Here is a 23,049-nt window from a genome sequence, read left to right on the forward strand (position 1 = left end):
TTAGGTTAAAAAGTGTAGTAAAGCTAAGGTTATAATATACTACATATATAGTAATTACAGTATATTTCCCATAATGTGTATTAATAGTTGAATTTGAAAAAAATCATATGTGAAATTGTTGACTAGCTTAAAAAAGTGTTTTATAATGAACAAAATATGCAATCGGTTGCACAATAAAAAGCATAAAATATTGTAATACTAATTATATTTACTTTGAAGATTATGCTATGAAAAATGTAAAGATTAGTGTTTATTAAAGTATGGCTATTTAAATTATGATATTAGGAGGATGGTTGATGGATAAAATAAAAGCGTGTATATTTGATTTAGATGGTGTTATTGTTGATACTGCTAAATATCATTACATGGCATGGAAAAAGCTGGCTAAGGAATTAGGATTTGAGTTCACTAAGGAACAAAATGAAAGATTAAAAGGTATAAGTAGAATGAAGTCTTTAGATATACTTTTGGATATTGGCAAAATTAAAGCTACTGATGATGAAAAAATCAAATTGGCAGAGAAAAAGAATAATTGGTACAGGGAATATATTTCAAATATGAAAAGTGATGAAATTCTTCCTGGTGCTAAGGAAATTTTAGAGCTTGTTAGGAATAATGGAATAAAGACAGCACTTGGTTCCGTTAGTAAAAATTCCATGACAATACTAAATGGACTTAAACTAACAGAATATTTTGATGCCATAATTGATGGTAATAAGGTCAAAAATGCCAAACCCAATCCAGAGGTATTTTTGCTTGGGGCAGGTGAACTCAATATTAATCCAAAGAATTGCGTTGTTTTTGAGGATGCTAAATCTGGAATTGAAGCTGCAACTAATGCTGGAATGTATTCGATTGGTATAGGAGATAAAAAGATATTAGGTAAAGCTAATATTGTTGTTAAATCTTTACTTGATGTATCTCTTGAAACGTTTAACTACTTATAATGGTTATAAAATTTAGTGAAAGTAGGTGAATTAAATTGAAAAAATATTTTAAGTTAGATCCATGGAATATTATACAGGATAATTTTAATGATGAAGATAATAGAATTGCTGAGAGTATATTTAGTATTGGAAATGGATATATGGGTCAGCGAGCGAACTTTGAAGAAGATTATAGTGGAAATACTCTGCAAGGTAGCTATATGGCGGGAATATATTATCCTGATAAGACGAAAGTTGGATGGTGGAAAAATGGATATCCTAAATATTTTGCAAAAGTACTAAATTCTACAAACTGGATTGGAATAAAAGTTAAAATTGACGGAGAAAATTTTGATCTTTCAAAGTGTAAAGTTAAAGAATTTAAAAGAGTGCTTAATATGCATGATGGATATCTTTATAGGATAGTAACTGCTGAATTTCAAAATGGTAAGATAATAAAAATTGAAACTAAGAGGTTTGTAAGTATTGTTAATAAAGAAATAGGAGCATTAAAATATTCCATAACCCCAGTTAATTTTAGTGGTGAAGTTATTTTTGAGCCTTATCTTGATGGAGATATAAAAAATACGGATGCCAATTATGATGAAAAGTTTTGGGATGAAGTTTCAAAGAAGATAGATAGTGATAGAGGATACCTTTTGATAAAAACGAAAAAGTCAAATTTTTATCTTTGTTCTTCTATGAGATATGATATTATGAGGCAGGGTAAAAGGGACACTGTAGCTGCTGAGAATTTTGGAAGAGAAAAGTTTATTGGGAGTACAGTGAAATTAGAATTAGAGAAAAATGAAACAGTAACTTTAGTGAAATATGTTTCTAATGTTACATCGAGAGATTTTAAAGTAGATGATTTAATAAGTGCAGGAGAAAAGGTTCTTGAAGAGGCTTATGCAAAAGGTTTTGAAGTAATGGCTGATGAGCAAGCTGCAGCCTGGCATGAGAAATGGAGAGAAAGTGACATAATAATAGAAGGTGATGTAGCTGCTCAGCAGGCCATTAGGTTTAATATATTTCAGCTAAATCAAACGTATACAGGAGAAGATGATAGATTAAATATTGGACCTAAAGGTTTTACAGGTGAAAAATATGGTGGAAGTACTTATTGGGATACAGAGGCATATTGCTTACCTTTTTACTTGGCCACAGCAGACAAGAAAATTGCAAGAAATCTCTTGATTTATAGGTATAAACATCTTGAAAAGGCCAAGGAAAATGCTAGAAAACTTGGATTAAAAAAAGGTGCTCTTTATCCAATGGTAACAATGAACGGTGAGGAATGCCACAATGAATGGGAGATCACTTTTGAAGAAATCCATAGAAATGGTGCTATAGCATATGCAATATATAATTATGTGAATTATACAGGAGATAAAAGTTATTTAAGTGAGTATGGATTAGATGTATTAGTTGAAATATCTAGATTTTGGGAGGAACGAGTTAACTTTTCTCAGGATAAAAATAAGTATGTAATTTTAGGAGTAACAGGACCTAATGAGTATGAGAATAATGTGAATAATAATTGGTACACAAATAGGCTTGCAGTATGGACTTTAGAATATACTTTAAAAGTATTAGAAGCTTTGAAAAGTGAAGCAACCTCAGAATATAAAAAAGTGGTTAAAAGATTAAAAATTGAGGACAAAGAAATAAACAAATGGAATGATATTATAAATAATATGTATTATCCATTTGATAAAAAATTAAATATATTTTTGCAGCAAGATGGATATATGGATAAAGAACAGCTGTTAGTAAAGGATATAGATCCAAAAGAGCTGCCTATTAATCAGCATTGGTCATGGGATAGAATTTTAAGATCGTGTTTTATAAAACAAGCAGATGTACTTCAAGGTTTGTATTTCTTTCAGCACCTTTATGATAAGGATACGATAAGGAGAAATTTTGATTTCTATGAGCCTAGAACTGTACATGAATCCTCACTTTCTCCATGTATACATTCCATTTTGGCGGCTAAACTTGATAAGAAGGATAAGGCATATGAACTATATCTAAGAACTGCTAGGCTGGATTTAGACAATTATAATAATGACACAGATGATGGCTGCCACATTACAAGTATGGCTGGAACCTGGATGTCTGTGGTACAGGGTTTTGGAGGACTCCAAGTAAAGAATGATATGCTTTCACTTAATCCATTTTTACCAAGCACATGGAAACTCTTTTCATTTAAAGTCAGGTTTAGAGATACATTAATTAAAGTAACTGTAGATAGTGATGGAATAAAAATAGATAATGAAAGTAAAACTGAAATGAAAATATTAGTTAATGATAAAATATATGATATACATGCTTTAAAAAGTATTACCATATGATAATTGAATATAATATTGTATAGTATGTATTCAAGTTGATTATCCATGTAATGTAAAAAATTATTTTAAAAGTTTATTTGGCATAATAATATAAAAAACTGTTTCAAAAATTTAATTTTGAAACAGTTTTTTATATATTAAAGAGTTTTGTATGGTAGTGTCTATTATCTACTTACTTTTCCTGAGCCATCGCTGTTCATAAGATTTATAACTTCATCTGCTGTTGAAAGGTTAACATCACCATTCATACTGTATTTTAAACATGATCCTGCTGTTGCAAATTCTATTATTTCTTGATTTGAAAGTTTTGATGTTATTGCATATATAAGTGATGCAGCAAAAGCATCGCCGCCTCCTATATTGTCAACAACATGTATATCATATTTCTTTGAATTATAAAAATCTTTTCCATCATAAAGTACAGCTGTCCAATCTACATCTTCTGCTGTAAATCGGTTTCGTAATATAATTGTAGCATATTTAAGATTAAATTTTTCTACAAGTTTTTTTAGTAAATCATTGCAGTTTGCATTACTATTTTCACCTATTGCCATTTGAGCTTCTTCTATGCTTCCAAGAGCTACATCACAGTATTCTAAAAGTTCCCTTATTGCTTTGCTGAAAGTAGCAGCATCCCATAGAGTTTCTCTGTAATTTAAATCTACACTTATAGTTAATCCTTTTTTCTTAGCTGCTTTTACTGCATCTAAAGTTATTTTTGCACATTCCTCTGAAAGTGCTGGAGTTATTCCAGAGAAGTGGAACCAATCTGCTCCATCAAATATTTTATCCCAATCAAAATCTTCTCTTTTAGCCTGTGCTATTGCAGAATCTTTTCTGTCATAAACAAGTTTTGCTGGTCTTTGTGATTCTCCATTTTCACAGAAATAAAGGCCAATTCTGTTTCCGCCTTTTACTATATCATTTGTATTAACACCGTATTTTCTTAGTTCATTTATTGCACACTGTGCTATTGCGTTTTCTGGAAGCTTAGTTACATAGCTAACTTCCTTACCGAAATTGGCAAGTGAGACTGCTACGTTTGCTTCACTTCCACCATAAAATGCATTAAACTGTTTAGCTTGGACAAATCTATCATAACCTGCTGGTGAAAGCCTAAGCATTATTTCTCCCAAAGTTACTATTTTACCCATTAAAGTCACTCCTTCTAATATTATAAAAAAACATTTTTGCAAATAATGTAGTAAAAACTTTATACTGCAATTTGATTATATATTAAATGATTATAAAATTCAATATATTTTGTTAACCGGTTTACATACTTTGTTATCAATAAATATATATTTTTATTAATTTTAGAAATTAACTGGAAAGAAAAAACTTCTTAATACAATAGAGCCATACTTTATATAGTATGGCTCTATAATTGGTGTTTTGAGCAATTTTAAATTTAATAGATAATATGACCTTTTATTGGTGGTGATGATTACCTTATATCCTTTGATAAATTGCAGGCATCATTTTTAACTTGTTGAACCTCATTGTCAGGGGCATCTTTAGTTTGATACCAGCCTTTTTGTTTCATAGTATCGAAAATTTTATATTGCATTTCTTCGCTGCTTTTAAAATTATTAGCTAAAACATTTCTTAAATTCATACATGAAGATTCAGTGATTCCTGTGCTGTAAGATGATATTAGTTGTTTTTCAGAAGTTAATGCATCTTCTGCGAAATCTTTTTCAGTCATTGTTGACATCATTGTACTATTCATTCTAAATACCTCCGTATTATTAATTATTATTGATGTGAATCAAGATACGATTTTAAAGAATTAAAATTTTGCTTATGCACCTGACAGCCTTCATCAAAAAGTGTTTTTAAACTTGAATCTGAACACATACTTGAAAATTGATTGAACTTCTTATTTAGAAGTGCTTCGTGAGTTAAATTATCTTTTATTATTTTTAGATTGTTGCTTTCTATTTGTTTGTTTTGAGTACTTAACATAATAACAATCCTCCTAATTTTTTAATAATCCTACGACAATTATTATTAACATAGACAAATTAAATTATGTATAAATTATGTTAAGACAAAAAATAAAAGCTATGTTTTAAAAGAATGCTTATATAGGTTTATGCCATTAATGGACTCTAAGAATTGTTTATTTATAATTTGATACCCATTTAGATGCATCATCCTGATGCCTAAATGGCTTTGACTGTCCTAGTCAAAATTACGCAAACTATAAATGAACACTCCTAAGAGTCCATAAATGACAACACATTATATCAACATTTTTTTAAAAATAGCTAAGAAGACTAAAGGAAGCTATGTTTTAAATAAGTGTAAAAAACAACACTTATTTAAAACATAGCCAAAATAAAAAAAGCCGTCTTAAAATAAGACAGCAGCAGAAAAAATTAAGATGCTATGGTAGTTCCGTTTATTACTCTATAGTAATCATTTATATTTGCTAAATTTTTAACTTTGATGTGATCTGATATATATTTTCTATTATTGATATATAACAGTTCGGAAAACAAATTATAGAAAAATGTTGTGGGAACATTTCCTAATCCAGAGAAATCCAAAGTTATATTATCATTTCTACCGTCTAAAATGTCCTTCTTAAGCAAAACAGCATCCTGACACGAAAAATTAGTTCCTATTATACTCTTTACATTAATTACTTTTTCCATGGCTTTGACCCCCAATCAAAGATTAAAATAATTTTATCTTCTTTATAAAACTATTATATAACAGTTAAAACCACTTGTCAAACTTTTAACAAATAAATTTTTTGCATTAAAGTAATATCTTGATTTATTTTATTATATAGTCTAAAATTGCTATTAGAAAGTAAATATAGAGTAACTGTATTAAAGTTTAATTTATACATAATAATTAGAAGCAGAAAAGTTGTAATATATGTATATTAAGCTGTAAGACGGGGACACTATATGAAAAAATATGGAGGGTTGAAATATATGTCAGAGTGTTTTAATTTAGAATTAAAAAATACAAAACCTTATCTCATGGATTCAGAACTAGAAAATTTAAAATCTACGGTTGCAGCAGCCCACAAAAAAGTTCATGAAGGAACTGGTGCAGGAAATGACTTTTTAGGATGGGTAGATCTTCCCGTAAATTATGATAAAAAGGAATTCCAAAGAATAAAAAAATCAGCTGATAAAATAAGAAATGATTCAGATGTATTTGTTGTAATAGGTATAGGTGGATCATATTTAGGGGCAAGAGCAGCTATAGAAATGTTTTCACATTCATTTAGTGCAAGCGTTTCTAAAGAAAAAAGAAAGAGCCCTGAAATATTTTTCTGTGGAAACAATATAAGTTCAACTTATATGGCTGATTTACTTGATGCAGTAGAGGGCAAAGATATATCTGTAAATGTAATATCTAAGTCTGGAACTACAACTGAACCAGCAATAGCTTTTAGAATATTTAAAGAATTACTTGAAAAGAAATATGGAAAAGAGGAAGCTAAAAAAAGAATATTTGCTACAACAGATGCTAAAAAAGGTGCTTTAAAAACTTTAGCAGATAATGAAGGCTATGAAACTTTTGTAGTACCTGATGATGTAGGAGGAAGATATTCTGTTTTAACAGCAGTTGGACTTTTACCTATAGCAGTTGCAGGTGTAAATATAGATGAAATGATGGAAGGTGCTGCTAAAGCTAGAGAAGTGTATTCAGAACCTGATCTTGATAAAAATGAAGCATATCAGTATGCAGCAGCTAGAAATGCACTTTATAATAAGGGCAAAGCCATAGAAATGGTTGTAAATTTTGAACCTTGTCTTCATTATTTTGGAGAATGGTGGAAGCAATTATTTGGTGAAAGTGAAGGAAAAGATAATAAAGGATTATTCCCTGCAGCAGGAGATTTCTCAACTGATTTACATTCAATGGGACAATACATACAGCAGGGTAGAAGACATATAATTGAAACTTTCATAAATGTAGTAAAGCCTAGAAGAGAAATATCAATAAAGAAAGATGCTGAAAATCTTGATGGATTAAATTTCGTAGCAGATAAGACTATGGATTTTGTTAATAAACAGGCATTTTTGGGAACTGTTTTGGCACACCATGATGGCGGAATTCCAGTAATGGTTGTAAATGTTCCAGAACTTACTCCATATTACTTTGGATATATGGTTTATTTCTTTGAAAAGGCATGCAGCATAAGCGGATATATTTTAGGAGTTAATCCATTTAATCAACCAGGTGTTGAAAAATATAAGAAAAATATGTTTGCTTTACTTGGAAAACCTGGATATGAAAATATGACTGAAGAACTTAAAGCAAAGATAAAATAATATAATTGTAAAAGTGATGAAATTAACAAGCTTGTTAATTTCATCACTTTTATTTTAACTGTTTCTAATATATTACTTTGATTTAAAATATAGATTTAAGGTTAAAACTTTTATCTCTATATAAAATATTTACACTCAAGCCTTCAGCAGTATATTTTTCAGATACTTTTCCAAGATTTGAATTTCCAGCGGTATACTTATTAATACATACATCCCAGCTACTTTTAAGTGGTATTTCAATGGGGTTAATGTTTGCATTATAGATTATCATTATATCATTTAGATTGTCATTATTAGCATGATTTTTAAGTACATAGCCTACAGAATTTGGAGGCATATTGTTTAAAACCTGTATATGTTCTTTTAATTGATAGGTAGAAGTAAATCTAAGTGCGGGGTGTGATTTTCTAAAAGCTATAAGTCCTTTCACATAATTTACTAAACTTTCGTATTTATCACGTCTTTCCCAATCTATCCAGTTGATTTCTTTTGGTGCGTTAAAACTATTGCCAATACCGTTTTTAGTTCTTGCAAATTCAACACCGCATTGAAGGAAAGGGATGCCCTGTGAGGTTAAAATTATTCCAAGAGCAAATTTAATTCTATCTGTACGGATGACTTCATTATCTTGAGGATTCGACGCGCATAACTTATCGTATAAAGTATTGCCATCATGACAGGAAATATAATTTATAGATTGATTAGGAGATAAAAACATTTTACTAAATGAGAAGGTATTAAATGTACCACCTAAAGATGTATATAATATTTTTTCTTCTAAATTAGGCTTACCGCTTATAAAACCTGTATCTGATATATTGAAGACACTTCCCTTTAAAGCATCACGTATAACATCATTGAAATATCCTATTTTAGGCATTTTAGACGAATTTGATATTATTGCTTTTTTATCTTGTGGAAGGCTAGTATTTAAGTCCCAGCCTTCACCATAAAGCATTATGGTTTTATCTATTTTACTTAGTTCCTCTCTTATTTTATTCATTGTATCTGTATCATGAAGTCCCATAAGATCAAATCTGAATCCATCGATATGGTATTCTTTAATCCAATATCTAATGGAATCCATTATGAATTTTTGAAACATGTAATTTTCAGAAGCAGTATCATTTCCACAGCCGCTTCCATTGGAAAAACCATTATCATCATTTCGTCTTAAATAGTATTCAGGAAATAATTTTTCAAAGCTATTTTCTTTTGAGTTCCATAGGTGATTAAAAACTACATCCATATTTACACATATGCCGTTTTTGTGGAGCGTTTTTATTAAAGTTTTAAGTTCAAAAATTCTACATTTAGGATCATAAGGATTTGTTGCATAAATTCCCTCTGGAACATTGTAATTTTGCGGATCATACCCCCAATTATAGGTTGATGGATTTTCTTCATCTACGCTTCTGTAGGAAAAATCAAATATAGGCATTATTTGAACGTGAGTTACTCCTAAGTCCTTCAAATAAGTAATTCCTGTTGGAACATTATTTGCAGTTTTTGAATTTTCCTCACAAAGGCCTAAGTATTTTCCAGCATGACTAATACCACTGTTCGGATTTATTGAAATGTCATAAATATTCATCTCATATAGTATGGCATCCGTAAAAGATTTAATGTTACGTGGTGAAGTATCTTCATTCCAGTTAGGAGGATTTGTTACGGAAAGATCAATTATGGCACCCTTTAATCCATTTATGCCAACTGCTTTTGCGTAAGGGTCTACTACTTCTTTAGTTTCGTTATAGATTGTAACTTCATAGGTGTAATAAAACATATTAAAATCACCTTTTAAAGTTATTTCCCATAAACCTCTAGTTTCATTTAGTTTTATAGAAGTAGGTGCTTCACTTGATTTTGAATCTTCAGTTTTATATAGTAGGAGATTTATGTTAGATGCACCAGGAGACCAAACCCTAAAGGTAGTTTTCTCCTTTGAGTAAATAGCGCCTAGTTTTCCGTGATAGGCATATTTATCATTAAATTCTTTAGTACTAAATAGTTTGAAGTAACTGCATTTTATTGTCATAGAATCATAACATACATAATAATTCTCTTTTATGTTAATATTGTCTACACAAAGACATACTGTGTTACCTGATATTTTATATTCATTTATTTTAACAAAAGTACCATTGCTTTTAAGTGTAATCTTGGATAAAAGAAATGAGTTAAAATCATCAAATTTAAATTGGATTTCATTAAATTTGGTGATTAATGCATTATAAATATTCATTATTTCCTCCGTATTAAAATTATTTGTTGATTAATTAGCTACATATATATATAATATAAAAAATAGTGTGAAAAGTAAATAATTATATGACAAATTATGGGAATGTAGTATAATATAAGAGGAAGTAGTTTGACTTGTGCATTATGTGTAAATGAGTACTAAAAAATTTACATATATGTTTTGGGGTTTAACGTGCTTATACTCAAATTTCAGGGGATGATTTTATGAGCAATTTTTTTATTGAATTTGATAAAGAAAGCCCACAAAAAAAACATGAAGAGGTAAAAATATCTGTAAAAGGAACAGAGGAAAACCAATTCTTATATAAGTTCATTGAGGGTTCTCATGGTAAGTGGAACATACTTAAAGATTTTTCAGAAGATACTGAAATTATATGGACTCCAGAAGAAGATGGAGTTTATACAATAATGGTGCAGATATCACAGGATGGTGGGAAGTCATTTGAATTTGTGCTGAAAGAGGATTATATAATAGGTGATATGTATAAAAATATTATTAAGGCTCTTATTGTTGATAAAAAGAATTTGATTTTGGGCGAAAAATTAAATGCTAGAATTGACACTGTATTAGATAAAGACATACTTTATAGGTATTTTATAAAGCATGATTCAGACATGAAAATTTTAAGGGATTATGGATGCAAGAATGACATATCATGGACACCTTCTAGAGCGGGAAAATATACTCTTGTAGCTCAGTGTAAGAAAGCAGACTCTGTTAGGGAATTTGACTCAGAGAAAGAAGTAGAATATGAAGTCAAGGGGACAAACAAAGTTCAGATAAGGAATTTTGTGTGCCTTAATGAAGAGCTTTTTTCTGGCAGTGAAATTACATTTGAAATTGAGGCAGTTCATGAAGATAATAGAATGATTTTATATAAATTCATGAAGATGGATGAGGATGGAAGTGTAAAATGTCTTCAGGATTATTCTACAAAAAAAATACTAACCTATACCGAAAATGGTTTTGGAGATTTTAAGATATTATGTTTTGCAAAAGACATGTATTCTCAAAATGAATTTGATGATAGAGCACTTATAAGTTATAATGTGAAAAAATATAGAGAAGTAAAAATTGAGAGTTTTACTACTGATTTAAGTTCACCACAGCTTATAAAAACCAATGTGAATTTGAAGGCAGTGGTATCTGGTGGAAAAAAGCTTCTTTATAGGTATGTTATTGAAGGGCAAGGTAATGAGGATAGTGGGTACATATATGATAATACATATGTATGGAAAGGCAGTGAACCAGGAAAATATACTCTTACTCTTTTTGTAAAGGATGAATCATGTAATGATAGTTATGAGGATACTAAAAAAATAAGTTTTGTAATTGACAAAATAAAGCGTGAACCTGTTAAAATAAATGGAGTTGATATTGATACTGAAAATGAGATTTTAATTGGAAAGACTGCAAGAATAAAGGTTAATGCAGAAGGCGGATTTAAATTAAAGTATGGATTCTCTATAGAAAGAGATGGTAAAAGAGTAGGAAAATTAGATTATGCAGAATCAAATGTAATAAAGTTCAAGTCAAATACTCCTGGTATATATAAAGTGGATGTATATGTAAAGGATAAATACTCCGACAAGGATTATGATGTGCACGATGAAATTTATCTAAAGGTACTAGAATACATGCCGGCATTTATAGATTATGTGCTTATTAATAATAGTAATTATTATATGGTAGGAAATAGAGTAGATATTAATACAATATTAAAAAATACTAAAAATTCACTTATAAGATTTGTACTTAAGGTAGATGGCAGAATGATTCAAGATACAAAATATAAAGATTCCAAGCAATTTATGTTTATACCTAAAAGTCCTGGAAAATATACAATTGATGTGTTTGCAAGGAGTAAGAGAAGCAGTGAAAAATACGATAGTAAAAAGACATTAAGCTTTTTTGTACATGAATTTCTTCCTATAACAGATACTAAAATTTTATGTGATAAGTCAAATCCAGAGGTTAATGAAACTGTGACTTTTAGGGTTAAATGTAATGGTGGAAAAGAAAATTTATATGAGTTTTATCTTATGGAAAATGGCGAATGGAAACTTATGCAAAAATACAGTAGAAAAAATTTTTACTCTTTTATGATATTTAATAGTGGAAGATATAGAGTTTTAGTTTTATGCAAAAGTCAATTTAGTAAATGTTCCTATGAAGATTATGATATAATAGAATTATACGTATGATATATGCTTTATGTAAATAAATTTAACAGGTTTATCTATATAAAGAATTATATGATTAAAACGATAACTAATAAAGTATAAAATTCATTTGAGAGGTGATATTGTGGCTGTAAGCAATGATTCTAATGTCCAAAATGCTCAAAGATTATTGGAGCTTCAGATGATGTATCAGATGTTTCAAAGTTCGACATCCAGTATGTCAGGTGATAGTAGTAGCGGTGGATATAATATTAATCCATTTGAAATGGTAATGAGCAGTCTTATGAGTTCCATAGAGCAACCTGATGGTACATTTGATTCAAGTAAATTGGATAGTATATTTGGTGATAGTGATTTAAGTAATCTTGGGTATAATAAGGGCTATAATATGAATACGAATAAATCAATTGAGTATGCTAAAAATACTATTAATTCGGGAAATGTTTCTATAGATCAGGCAGTAGATGCAGCATCGAAAAAATATGGCGTAGATAAGAAACTTATAATGTCTGTAATAAGGCAGGAGTCTGATTTTGATCCTAACTCAACTTCTGGTGCGGGAGCAGAGGGATTAATGCAGCTTATGCCTGGTACAGCAAGTGAACTAGGAGTATCTAATCCTTATGATGTTAGTCAAAATGTAGATGGTGGAACTAAATATCTTAAAGAACTTTTAAATAAGTTCTCGGATATGAAGCTTGCGGTTGCAGCTTATAATGCTGGTCCGGGAGCAGTTCAAAATAGTGGTGGTAACATAAGTAAACTTCCGTCTGAGACTAGAAATTATGTTTCTAAAGTTTTAGGATATTATAATTCGTAAAATAATTTCCCATAGAAAAATATATTAGTTTTCTATGGGATTTTTAATATATCAAAGGAAAGGAAAAAATATGGAGAGATTGGATAAAGTTATATCAAATATGGGGTACGGATCTAGAAAAGATGTTAAAAAGATAATAAAGAGTGGAAGAGTTCAAATAAATGGCATCGTTATAAAAAATAATAATGAGCAAATAGATCCTGAAAATTCCATTATAAAAATAAATGGTGAAGAAGTAGCATATAAGAAATACATATATTTAATGATGAATAAACCAGATGGAGTAATTTCTGCAACTTTTGATGACCATGATGAAACAGTAATAGACATTCTAGAGGTTCAGCATCAATCCTTTAATCCATTTCCCATAGGTAGATTAGATAAGGACACTGTGGGACTTCTTTTTTTAACTAATGATGGGAACTTAAATCATAGATTGATATCACCTAAGTGGCATGTTAACAAAGTATATTATGCGAAAATAAATTCCGCTGTTGATCAAGGTGACATTGATGCTTTTAAGGATGGTATAGTTCTTGACGATGGATATAAGTGCATGAGTGCTGGACTTGAAATTTTAAATAACTTAGAAAACGAAGCAGAAGTTAAGGTTACCATAAAAGAAGGAAAATATCATCAGGTTAAAAGAATGTTTGAGGCTTTAGGCAAAAAGGTTACTTATCTTAAGAGAACAAGTTTTGGAGGTATAAAGCTTGATGAAAACCTTGAAGAGGGAGAGTACAGAGAACTTACAGAAGACGAATTAAAAAAAATAAGAGAAAAGGTCAAAATGTGATTTGAATTTTTACGTTAACAATTTATTTATAATAAAGTTTAAATCTACTATTGATTTTTTTAAAACTGTTTACTATAATAGGAATGTAAGATAAATAAAAAGAATGAATAGCCCCCTTTTTATTTATTATGACAGCCCAGCCCCAAGGGCTGTCTTTTATTTTGCTTATTATTATTTAAATAAAGCTGCATTATATTAAGATTTAAGGTGAAAATGGTAAAAAACTTTTGTGGAATTTTTAAATAAATAATGATAAAATTATGCTATAGTTTTGAAAGAGGTGTGTACCATGTCCCAATTTGAATCAAAATTACAAAGTGAAACTGTAGATTTTTTATGTGATGCAATATTAACTCTAAAAAACAGAGAAGAATGTTATAGATTTTTTGATGATATTTTTACTATAAATGAAATTAAAACTATAGAACAAAGACTTCAGGTAGCTAAGATGCTGAAGGGAAAACATACATATTCTGATATTTCAGATAAAACAGGAGCAAGTACGGCAACTATAAGTAGGGTAAATCGGTGCATTAATTATGGCAGTGATGGATATAATATAGTTTTAAAAAGATTAAAAAATAAATGATATATAAGTAAAAAATCAGTATGAGCAGATTAACTTATACTGATTTTTGTTTGTGGTGATTAAATATTTTTTTAAATGTTATAATATAAAATAAGATAGTATATTAAGGAGTGGAGTAATTTATGGATTTAAAAAAACTGCTTAATGATGAACAATATAAAGCGGCAACTCATATAGATGGACCTATTCTCATATTAGCAGGCGCTGGAAGTGGAAAAACGAGAGTACTTACATATAGAATAGCGCATATGATTGAGGATATTGGAATTTATCCATCTCAAATTTTAGCAATAACGTTTACTAATAAGGCAGCTAAGGAAATGAAGGACAGGGTTAGAGCACTTGTAGGTGGAAATGAAGTTGATAATATGTGGATATCTACATTCCATTCTTCATGTGTAAGAATATTAAGACGAGAAATTGATAAGATAGGATACAATAAAAACTTTACTATATATGACAGTGATGATCAGAAAATTTTAATTAGGGAATGTATTAAACAAATAGGAATAAATGAAAAGGATATAACAGCAAAAGAAATAACATCTAAAATAGGATCTGCAAAGGATAAATTGATAACTGCAAATCAGTATAAAAATCAAAACAGTGATAATTTTAAGCTAAATAAAATAGCTGATGTATATTTAATGTATCAGAAAAAACTTAAGGAAAATAATGCTCTGGATTTCGATGATTTGATATTTAAAACAGTAGAATTATTTAATAAGTGTCCAGAAGTTTTAGCTTTTTATCAAAGAAAATTCAAGTACATAATGATAGATGAGTATCAAGATACTAATAAATCTCAATATGAGTTTGCAAGGCTTTTGGCCTCAGCACACAAAAATTTATGTGTAGTTGGCGATGATGATCAGTGTATATATGGCTGGAGAGGTGCAGATATAAGGAATATATTAAATTTTGAAAAAGATTATAAAAATGCATTTATAATAAAGCTAGAGGAGAACTATAGATCTAAAGGAAACATCCTTAAAGCTGCAAATGTAGTTATTAAAAATAATCCCCATGAGCATTTAAAAAGCCTTAGGACAAGAAGTGAAGATGGTGATAAGATAAGGATATATAGGGGAGAAACCGATATTGATGAGGCAAGTTTTGTATCTTTTGTTATAGCTAAAGGTATAAAAGAAGAGAAAAGAAAATATAAGGATTTTGCAATTTTATATAGAACTAATGCTCAATCGCGTATTTTTGAAGATGTATTCATAAAAAGAAATATACCTTATAGAATTATAGGAGGACTTAAGTTTTATGACAGAAAGGAAATACGAGATATAATGTCGTATTTAAAACTTATATGCAATCCTCTTGATAATGTAAGTCTTAGGAGAGTAATTAATGTACCAAAGAGAAGTATAGGACAGACTACAGTATCAAAGCTTGAACAATTTTCAGATGAGGTTGATGAATGTTTATATGATACACTTTTGGATGTGGAAAATGTACCTGGTATATCCAAAAGGGCAATTTCATCAATTAAAGAATTTGCAGGAATGATAAATAGCTTTATTAGAAGAAAAGACGAAATAGGTGTATCGGTTCTAATAAGAGAAATACTTGATCAAACAGGTTATTTAAAAGAACTTAAAGAATCAGAGGATGTTCAGGATAAGGCAAGAATAGAAAACCTACAAGAATTAGTAAGTGCAGCAGTTGATTTTGAAGAAACTTCAGCAGATAAAACATTAGCAGCATTTTTAGAGAAAACGGCACTTGTGGCTGATGTTGATAATTATAATGAGGATGCTGATACTGTTGTTATGATGACAGTTCACAGTGCAAAGGGATTGGAGTTCCCTGTTGTTTTCATGGCAGGTATGGAAAATGGAATATTCCCTGGAATGGCCTCATTTAATAATGAATACGAAATGGAAGAATCAAGAAGACTTGCGTATGTTGGAATAACACGTGCTAAAGAAAAATTATATATGACTTCAGCAAAAACAAGAAGAGTATTTGGTAGAATTCAAGCATTTGAGGAATCAGATTTTGTAAATGAAATAGATGAAAATTTAAAACAATACGTAAATTTAGACGATGGTGAGCATACTAAGAGAGATACTACAGGATTATTTTCTAATACCCATGATATTCCACCTAAAAATTTATTATTTTCTGGTTTTAAGCAACACAAGACTTCAAAAAATGATATGATTAAAAAGTCAATTGAAGCTAAAAATAATAAATCCAAGGCTTTAAGTGAGAAGGATGCTGTAAAAGGAGCTAAAGTTGTTCATTTGAAATTCGGTAAGGGAACAATAATAACTACAAATAAGATAGATGGACATATAAATTTGACTATTGCTTTTGAAAACATGGGCATAAAGAATTTGAGACTTGATATGGCACCGCTGCAGCTTCTATAGCACATTTATAAAATATTGGAATGAGGTAATGAATATGAGTGAAAAAGATGAAAAAATTCTAAAAATGAAGCAGCTTATAGAGGAATTAAACAAATATTCATATAGCTATTATGTGCTTGATGATCCTGTTGTTGCTGATAAAGAATATGATAAAAAGTATGATGAACTTGTAAAATTAGAAAAGGATACTGGAATTACATATCCATATTCTCCTACGGTTAGGGTTGGAGATGTTGTTCTTAAGCAATTTGAAAAATATACACATAAAAATAAACTCTGGAGCCTTGGCAAGGCACAGAGTTTTGAGGAGATTATTGACTGGCATAATAGGAATAAAAAAGCGGTAGATGAATATAATCTTAACCATGAGGACAAACTTCCTCCATTAAAGTATGTACTTACTAAAAAGTTTGATGGATTAACTATTAATTGTACATATGACGAAAACGGTGTTATGGTAAAAGCAGCTACAAGAGGAACTGGAGTCATTGGTGAGGATATAACAAATCAGGCTAAAACTATTAAGTCACTGCCTCTTAAGATAAATAATAGTTCGGTAGTTGAAGTACATGGTGAAGCAATAATGACTAAAGAAGCTTTTGAGGAGTACAACAAAATGGCTGAAACGCCTCTTAAAAATTTGAGAAACGGTGCTGCTGGAGCTTTAAGAAACCTTAATGTTCGTGAAACTGCACGAAGGAATTTATCTGCATTTTTTTATGATGTGGGATATAACGAGGGGAAGCCTTTTAAAACTTATATAGAGATGATGAATTTCATAAATGAAATGGGTTTCCCGGAAGATGGTTATATGAAAGAGTGCACAACTCTTGAAGAGATAAAAAATGAAATCCAGTATATTGGTAAAATAAGAAGTGAATTGAATTATGACATTGATGGTGTTGTAATTGTAATTAATGACTACAAAACAAGAGATTACCTTGGATATACTATAAAGTTTCCTAAATGGGCAATAGCTTATAAATTTGAAGCAGAAGAAGCTACAACCAAACTTTTAGGAGTTGAATGGAATGTAGGAAGAAGTGGAAGAGTTAGTCCTGTAGCTATTTTGGAGCCTGTTGAATTAGCTGGAGTAATAGTCAAAAGGGCTACTCTTAACAATATGGATGATATAAAAAGAAAAAAAGTTAAAATAGGTGCAAGAGTTTTTATAAGAAGATCTAATGATGTAATACCTGAAATAATGGGAGTAGTAGAGGATTCCATTGATGAGAATGTACAGGAAATAGAAGCACCAACAAAGTGTCCTTATTGTGGTAGCGAGATTGTAAAAGAAGGTGTGCATCTTTTTTGCGAAAATACCTTATCCTGCAAACCACAAATGGTTAAGAGTATAGTTCATTTTGCATGCAGAGAGGCTATGAATATAGAAGGTTTTAGTGAAAAAACGGCTGAACAATTATTTGAAAAATTAAATATAAAAAGTATATCTGATTTGTACAGAATAAAAAAAGAAGATTTAATGGGACTTGATAAATTCAAGGATAAAAAAGCTAATAATCTTATAAATTCAATAGAAAAGAGCAAAAAATGTGATCTTGCATCTTTTGTGTTTGCGCTTGGAATTCCTAACGTTGGCAAAAAAACAGCTTTAGATCTTGCAAAGCACTTTAAAAGATTTGAAAATATAAAGAATTCATCCTTGGAAGAGCTTGTTTCAATACCTGATATAGGAGATATTGTTGCTCAAAGCATTGTTGAGTTCTTTAAACAGGAAAGTATAGAAAAGAGTATAAATGAATTATTTGAGCTTGGTGTAACACCATTTTATGAAGAGAATGATGTTAATGAAAATGCTTTTACTGGTAAAACGGTAGTTCCAACAGGAAGCCTTCAAAATTATAGTAGAACAGAAATAAAAGATAAACTTGAAAAGCTTGGCGCAAATGTTGCGGGAAGTGTAAGCAAAAAAACTGACTATGTTATTGCTGGAGAAAATCCTGGCTCTAAATATGATAAAGCTGTTAAACTAGGTATTAAAATATTAACAGAAGAAGAGTTTGAAGAAATTTTAAATAATATGTAAATTGAACAATAAACTGTTTACAAATAATAAAAATTGTTATAATATATGAAGAGGTTGTGTTAGGGGGAAATAATATGGTTAAAAAAACAATAGAATGTTTAGGATGGTTGTCTGTCTCTTTAACTACATTAGCTCTAATCTTTACTGTTTTAACTACATATCAGTTATTTACTATACAATATTTTAACAATTACAAAATGTTTCAAAGTTTTATGATATTTACAATGCTTATCTGGGCTGTGAAGATTTATGACAAAACTGACAAGATAAAGAGTTTAATTTATTCTTTATGCTGCACGGCCATAGCGCTTGGAACTGCTTTTTTTATGTATGTTGGAGTATTCTAAAAGTTAATGTGTAAAATTGAATATTATGTTTTATACATATATGAATTTTTTTAACGTGAAAATCTTAATGAATGGCAGATGATAAATATAATAGGGGAATGTGCGGAGTTCTTGATTTAGTATTTATCGATTTAAGTATGTCATTTATTAAGGTTTTTTATATTTGGCTATTTTGTATTTAAATAATTTTAAAAAAATTTGAGATTATATGATAATAATTGTATAATTTAATTTGATATATTTTATTATGGATAATAAAGAAAGTGAGGTATATTATGTCTGTTTCTAAAAAAGATGTTGAATACGTGGCTGAACTTGCAAGGCTTGAATTTAATGAAGATGAGAAGAAAGGATTAATAAATGACCTTAACAGTGTACTTGGGTATGTGGATAAATTAAATGAACTTAATACAGATAATGTGGATATAATTGTAAACCCATATTATATTGAAAATAAATTTAGGGAAGATGAAGTTGAAGAATCTATGAATTTACAGGATGTCATTAAAAATTCACCTAAAAATCTTGAGGAATATATAGTAGTACCTAAGATAATAGAATAATTTTCAAGGAGGGATAAGTATGGAGCTTTATAAATTGAAAGCACATGAACTTAAAGACATGATTTCTAAAAAAGAAGTTAAGGCTGAAGAAGTTACTAATGCTTTTATTAATAGAATTGAAGCAGTGGATAAAAAGGTAGATGCACTGCTTTATGTTGCCAAAGATGAGGCAATTAATAGTGCTAAGGTACTTGATGAAAAAATTGAAAAGGGTGAAACCTTAAGTGGACTTTCAGGAGTGCCTGTTATAATTAAAGATAATATAAGCGTAAAAAATATGCAAAATACGTGTGCATCTAAGATACTTGAAGGATACGTGTCTCCATATGATGCTACAGTAACAAAGAATTTAAGAAAAAATAATGGAATTATAATTGGAAAGGCAAACATGGATGAGTTTGCTATGGGATCTTCTACAGAAAATAGTGCTTATAAAATATCTAAAAACCCATGGGATATTAAGAGAGTTCCAGGAGGCTCTTCGGGAGGATCTGCTGTTGCTGTAGCTTCACTTGAGGCTCCTTTAGCACTTGGTACTGAAACAGGAGGTTCTGTAAGGCAGCCAGCTTCTTTTTGCGGTCTTGTTGGATTAAAGCCTACTTATGGAAGAATATCAAGATACGGAGTTGTTGCTTTTGGTTCAACACTTGATCAAGTTGGAATGTTTGGAAGAGATGTAGAGGACTGTGCCCTTTTAACTCAAAGTATTGCTGGTCTTGATAACATGGATTTTACAACGGTAGATACGCCAGTTCAAGATTATTCAAAGAATCTTAATAAGGATATTAAAGGCAAAAAGATAGGTATTCCTAAGGAATTCTTCGAAAAAGGTTTAGATGATTCAGTAAGAAAAGCTGTTGAAGAGGCAATTAAGGTATTTGAAGAAAATGGTGCAGAAGTTAAAGCATGTTCACTTCCTTTATCTGATTATGCACTTGCTGCATATTACATAATTTCATCAGCAGAAGCTTCTTCTAACCTTGCTAGATTTGATGGAGTAAGATATGGCTATAGGGACATGGAAGCCAAAGATCCAATTGATTTGTATGTTAAATCTAGAAGCAAGGGGTTTGGAAAAGAAGCAAAGAGAAGAATTATGCTTGGTACATATGTTCTTTCAGCAGGGTATTATGATGCATATTATAAAAAAGCATTAAAGGTAAGAAATTTAATAAAACAGGATTTTACAAAAGTATTTAATGAGTTTGATGCTATTATTACACCTACAACACCTACACCAGCATTTAAGATAGGTGAAAAGACTAAAGATGTACTTTCAATGTATATGTCTGATATATATACTGTACCTGTAAATATAGCAGGGATTCCATCAATATCTGTACCATGTGGATTTGTTTCAGGTCTTCCTGTTGGTCTTCAAATAATGGGAAACTATTTTAGAGAGGACACACTCTTTAATTTAGCTTATAGTTATGAGCAATCTACTAAATGGCACGAAAAGATAGCTAGTATATAGGTAAGGATGGTGAAAAGTAATGGAATATGAAATTGTTATAGGTCTTGAAATACATACTGAACTTGCTACAAAGACAAAAATGTACTGTGGATGTACTGCAGAATTTGGTGGTCAGCCTAATACGCACGTTTGTCCTGTATGCATGGGACTTCCAGGTTCGCTTCCTCATATAAATAAAAAGGCAGTTGAATATGGTATTAAAGCTGGTTTGGCTTTAAATTGTTCAATAACACACATTAGCAGGATGGATAGAAAACATATTTTTTATCCAGATAACTCTAAAAACTATCAGATAACTCAGGATGAGTTGCCACTATGCACAAATGGATATGTTGAAATAGAACTTGAAGATGGAGTAAAGAAGAGAATTGGTATAGAAAGAATACACATAGAAGAGGATGCAGCTAAGCTTTTACATACTAATGCAGGAAGTTTAGTAGATTTTAATCGATGTGGAGTTCCACTTGCAGAAATAGTTTTAAAGCCAGATATGAGAAGCCCTAAAGAAGCTGTTGCATGTCTTGAACAGCTTAAAAGCATACTTTCATGTATAGGTGTATCTGATTGTAAAATGGAGGAAGGATCACTTAGATGTGATACAAATGTTTCAGTAATGGAAAAAGGATCAAATAAATTTGGAGTCAGAACTGAAATAAAGAATATAAACTCCTTTAAAGAAGTAGAAAAAGCACTTAATTATGAATATGAGAGACATGTAAAAGCAATAGAAAGCGGAGAGAAATTAGTTCAAGAAACTAGAAGATGGGATAATGATAAAAATGAAACTGCCCCAATGAGAAGTAAGGAAGAGGCAAATGATTATAGATATTTTCCAGAAGGTGATCTTGTAACTTTAAATATAGGTGATGAATGGATTGAAAGTATAAGAAAGACTATACCTGAACTTCCACATCAGAAGAAGGAAAGGTTTATAAAAGAATTTGATATACCTAAGTATGATGCATCAGTTTTAACACTTACTATGTCTATGGCTGACTTTTTTGAAAAGACAGCTAAGTTAAGCAAGGATGCTAAAAGCGCATCAAATTGGCTCATGGGTGATATTTCGAAGATAATGAAAGAAAATTATGTATGGGTTGAAGATTTGAAATTCACACCAGATCAATTAGCGGAGCTTATATCTCTTATCAATAAGGGAACTATATCTAATGCTATAGGTAAAAAAGTTATTGTAAAGATGTTTGAAACTGGTAAATCGCCTAAGGTTATAATTGAAGAAGAAGGTCTTGTTCAAAATAGTAATGAGGATGATATTTTAAAGGTTATAAAAGAAGTTTTAAGCGAAAACCCTAATTCAATTGAGGATTATAAAAATGGAAAAAATAGAGTTATAGGATTCCTAATAGGTCTTGTTATGAAAAAGACAAGAGGAAAAGCAAATCCTAAAATGGTAAATAAACTTATGACCCAAGAGCTTAATAAATAGACTATATTTAAAAGAATATTGATAAATAAAATACAGCAGATTTAATAATTTTGTACATATTAAATCTGCTGTATTTTTTAGTGATTTTGTAAGAAATAAAACTGGATTTTAGTAAAGTGCATTTCTTGCAATTTATAATTATGTAAATTAATTTGATACTTAAAATGCATCTAAGAATATAAAACCAATAGTTAATCTTCCTCAGTATCATCTTTTGCTGTATCGTTGCTTTTAGAAATAATAAAACTTTGTATTAATTTTTCTAATAGATAGTTTTGATATTTTAGCTGCCCTAAAGTTTTGTTAAATAATATAAAGCTCCATATTCCAATAAAAACAAATATAAGTATTGCTGACAAGCCAGCTATTTCTAAAGCAAGTTGCATTTTAGTACCTCCAAAGTTATAAATTATCTCAACTAGTATTGCTTTTATAATACAATTTTACACGTATATTATACCATAATATTCATTAAAAATGTTTATTTAACTTTTAAGTGGAAATAATTATATGTAGGTAATAAATTATGTATAAAGGTAGATA

At 29.9% G+C, this 23,049-nt stretch carries 19 protein-coding genes; 13 read left to right on the forward strand and 6 right to left on the reverse strand.

What is annotated here, in order from left to right:
• Positions 1–296: 296 nt before the first annotated feature.
• Positions 297–947 carry a beta-phosphoglucomutase gene (pgmB, locus tag BEE63_RS15640; RefSeq protein ID WP_066022279.1) on the forward strand — a complete coding sequence of 217 codons (651 nt, stop codon included), beginning with the start codon at positions 297–299 and terminating at the stop codon, positions 945–947.
• A gap of 35 nt (positions 948–982) precedes the next feature.
• A complete protein-coding gene (locus tag BEE63_RS15645) occupies positions 983–3,280 on the forward strand; it encodes a glycoside hydrolase family 65 protein (protein ID WP_066022280.1) in 2,298 nt (765 codons plus the stop codon).
• Between the two features lie 164 nt (positions 3,281–3,444).
• Here BEE63_RS15645 and BEE63_RS15650 read toward each other — a convergent pair whose 3' ends face one another.
• The 4 genes from BEE63_RS15650 to BEE63_RS15665 all read right to left on the reverse strand — a co-directional run bounded on the left by BEE63_RS15650 (position 3,445) and on the right by BEE63_RS15665 (position 5,943).
• Positions 3,445–4,434: a sugar kinase gene (locus BEE63_RS15650; protein WP_066022281.1), complete on the reverse strand. Its 990-nt coding sequence runs from the start codon at positions 4,432–4,434 to the stop codon at positions 3,445–3,447.
• Positions 4,435–4,727: 293 nt separating this feature from the next.
• Entirely contained in the window at positions 4,728–5,012 is a 285-nt protein-coding gene (locus BEE63_RS15655; protein WP_081312577.1) for a spore coat protein, read from the reverse strand.
• A 26-nt stretch (positions 5,013–5,038) separates the two neighbouring features.
• Positions 5,039–5,248: a hypothetical protein gene (locus BEE63_RS15660; protein WP_066022282.1), complete on the reverse strand. Its 210-nt coding sequence runs from the start codon at positions 5,246–5,248 to the stop codon at positions 5,039–5,041.
• A 416-nt stretch (positions 5,249–5,664) separates the two neighbouring features.
• Positions 5,665–5,943 (reverse strand): STAS-like domain-containing protein, encoded by a 279-nt coding sequence (locus BEE63_RS15665; RefSeq protein ID WP_066022283.1) that lies wholly within the window; start codon positions 5,941–5,943, stop codon positions 5,665–5,667.
• Positions 5,944–6,231: 288 nt separating this feature from the next.
• Here BEE63_RS15665 and BEE63_RS15670 point away from each other — a divergent pair, with 288 nt between their 5' ends.
• Positions 6,232–7,584, forward strand: coding sequence for a glucose-6-phosphate isomerase (locus tag BEE63_RS15670; RefSeq protein ID WP_066022284.1), 1,353 nt, complete (start codon positions 6,232–6,234; stop codon positions 7,582–7,584).
• Positions 7,585–7,666: 82 nt separating this feature from the next.
• On the opposite strand, the gene pulA is transcribed toward BEE63_RS15670, so the two are convergent.
• Positions 7,667–9,829 carry a type I pullulanase gene (pulA, locus tag BEE63_RS15675; RefSeq protein ID WP_066022285.1) on the reverse strand — a complete coding sequence of 721 codons (2,163 nt, stop codon included), beginning with the start codon at positions 9,827–9,829 and terminating at the stop codon, positions 7,667–7,669.
• A 224-nt stretch (positions 9,830–10,053) separates the two neighbouring features.
• On the opposite strand from pulA, the gene BEE63_RS15680 reads away from it, so the two are divergent.
• From BEE63_RS15680 to gatB, 10 genes are all read left to right on the forward strand, one after another.
• Positions 10,054–12,054: a triple tyrosine motif-containing protein gene (locus BEE63_RS15680; RefSeq protein WP_066022286.1), complete on the forward strand. Its 2,001-nt coding sequence runs from the start codon at positions 10,054–10,056 to the stop codon at positions 12,052–12,054.
• A 103-nt stretch (positions 12,055–12,157) separates the two neighbouring features.
• Positions 12,158–12,853, forward strand: a complete 696-nt coding sequence (locus BEE63_RS15685; protein WP_066022287.1) for a lytic transglycosylase domain-containing protein — start codon at positions 12,158–12,160, stop codon at positions 12,851–12,853.
• A gap of 70 nt (positions 12,854–12,923) precedes the next feature.
• Positions 12,924–13,649: a pseudouridine synthase gene (locus tag BEE63_RS15690; RefSeq protein ID WP_066022288.1), complete on the forward strand. Its 726-nt coding sequence runs from the start codon at positions 12,924–12,926 to the stop codon at positions 13,647–13,649.
• Between the two features lie 289 nt (positions 13,650–13,938).
• Positions 13,939–14,238, forward strand: a complete 300-nt coding sequence (locus tag BEE63_RS15695; RefSeq protein ID WP_066022289.1) for a YerC/YecD family TrpR-related protein — start codon at positions 13,939–13,941, stop codon at positions 14,236–14,238.
• A 122-nt stretch (positions 14,239–14,360) separates the two neighbouring features.
• Complete coding sequence (locus tag BEE63_RS15700) at positions 14,361–16,625, forward strand: ATP-dependent helicase (RefSeq protein ID WP_066022290.1); 2,265 nt, start codon at positions 14,361–14,363, stop codon at positions 16,623–16,625.
• Between the two features lie 34 nt (positions 16,626–16,659).
• A complete protein-coding gene (ligA, locus tag BEE63_RS15705; RefSeq protein WP_066022291.1) occupies positions 16,660–18,672 on the forward strand; it encodes an NAD-dependent DNA ligase LigA in 2,013 nt (670 codons plus the stop codon).
• 74 nt (positions 18,673–18,746) lie between these two features.
• Positions 18,747–19,019: a hypothetical protein gene (locus BEE63_RS15710; RefSeq protein WP_066022292.1), complete on the forward strand. Its 273-nt coding sequence runs from the start codon at positions 18,747–18,749 to the stop codon at positions 19,017–19,019.
• Positions 19,020–19,294: 275 nt separating this feature from the next.
• Positions 19,295–19,582 (forward strand): Asp-tRNA(Asn)/Glu-tRNA(Gln) amidotransferase subunit GatC, encoded by a 288-nt coding sequence (gene gatC, locus BEE63_RS15715; RefSeq protein WP_066022293.1) that lies wholly within the window; start codon positions 19,295–19,297, stop codon positions 19,580–19,582.
• 19 nt (positions 19,583–19,601) lie between these two features.
• Entirely contained in the window at positions 19,602–21,059 is a 1,458-nt protein-coding gene (gatA, locus tag BEE63_RS15720; protein WP_066022294.1) for an Asp-tRNA(Asn)/Glu-tRNA(Gln) amidotransferase subunit GatA, read from the forward strand.
• A 19-nt stretch (positions 21,060–21,078) separates the two neighbouring features.
• Complete coding sequence (gatB, locus tag BEE63_RS15725) at positions 21,079–22,506, forward strand: Asp-tRNA(Asn)/Glu-tRNA(Gln) amidotransferase subunit GatB (RefSeq protein WP_066022295.1); 1,428 nt, start codon at positions 21,079–21,081, stop codon at positions 22,504–22,506.
• Between the two features lie 191 nt (positions 22,507–22,697).
• Here the strand turns inward: gatB and BEE63_RS15730 are convergent, their stop codons facing one another.
• Positions 22,698–22,892, reverse strand: coding sequence for a hypothetical protein (locus BEE63_RS15730; protein WP_066022296.1), 195 nt, complete (start codon positions 22,890–22,892; stop codon positions 22,698–22,700).
• Between the last annotated feature and the right edge of the window lie 157 nt (positions 22,893–23,049).

Source organism: Clostridium pasteurianum, assembly GCF_001705235.1.
GTDB classification, from domain to species: Bacteria; Bacillota; Clostridia; order Clostridiales; family Clostridiaceae; genus Clostridium_S; species Clostridium_S pasteurianum_A.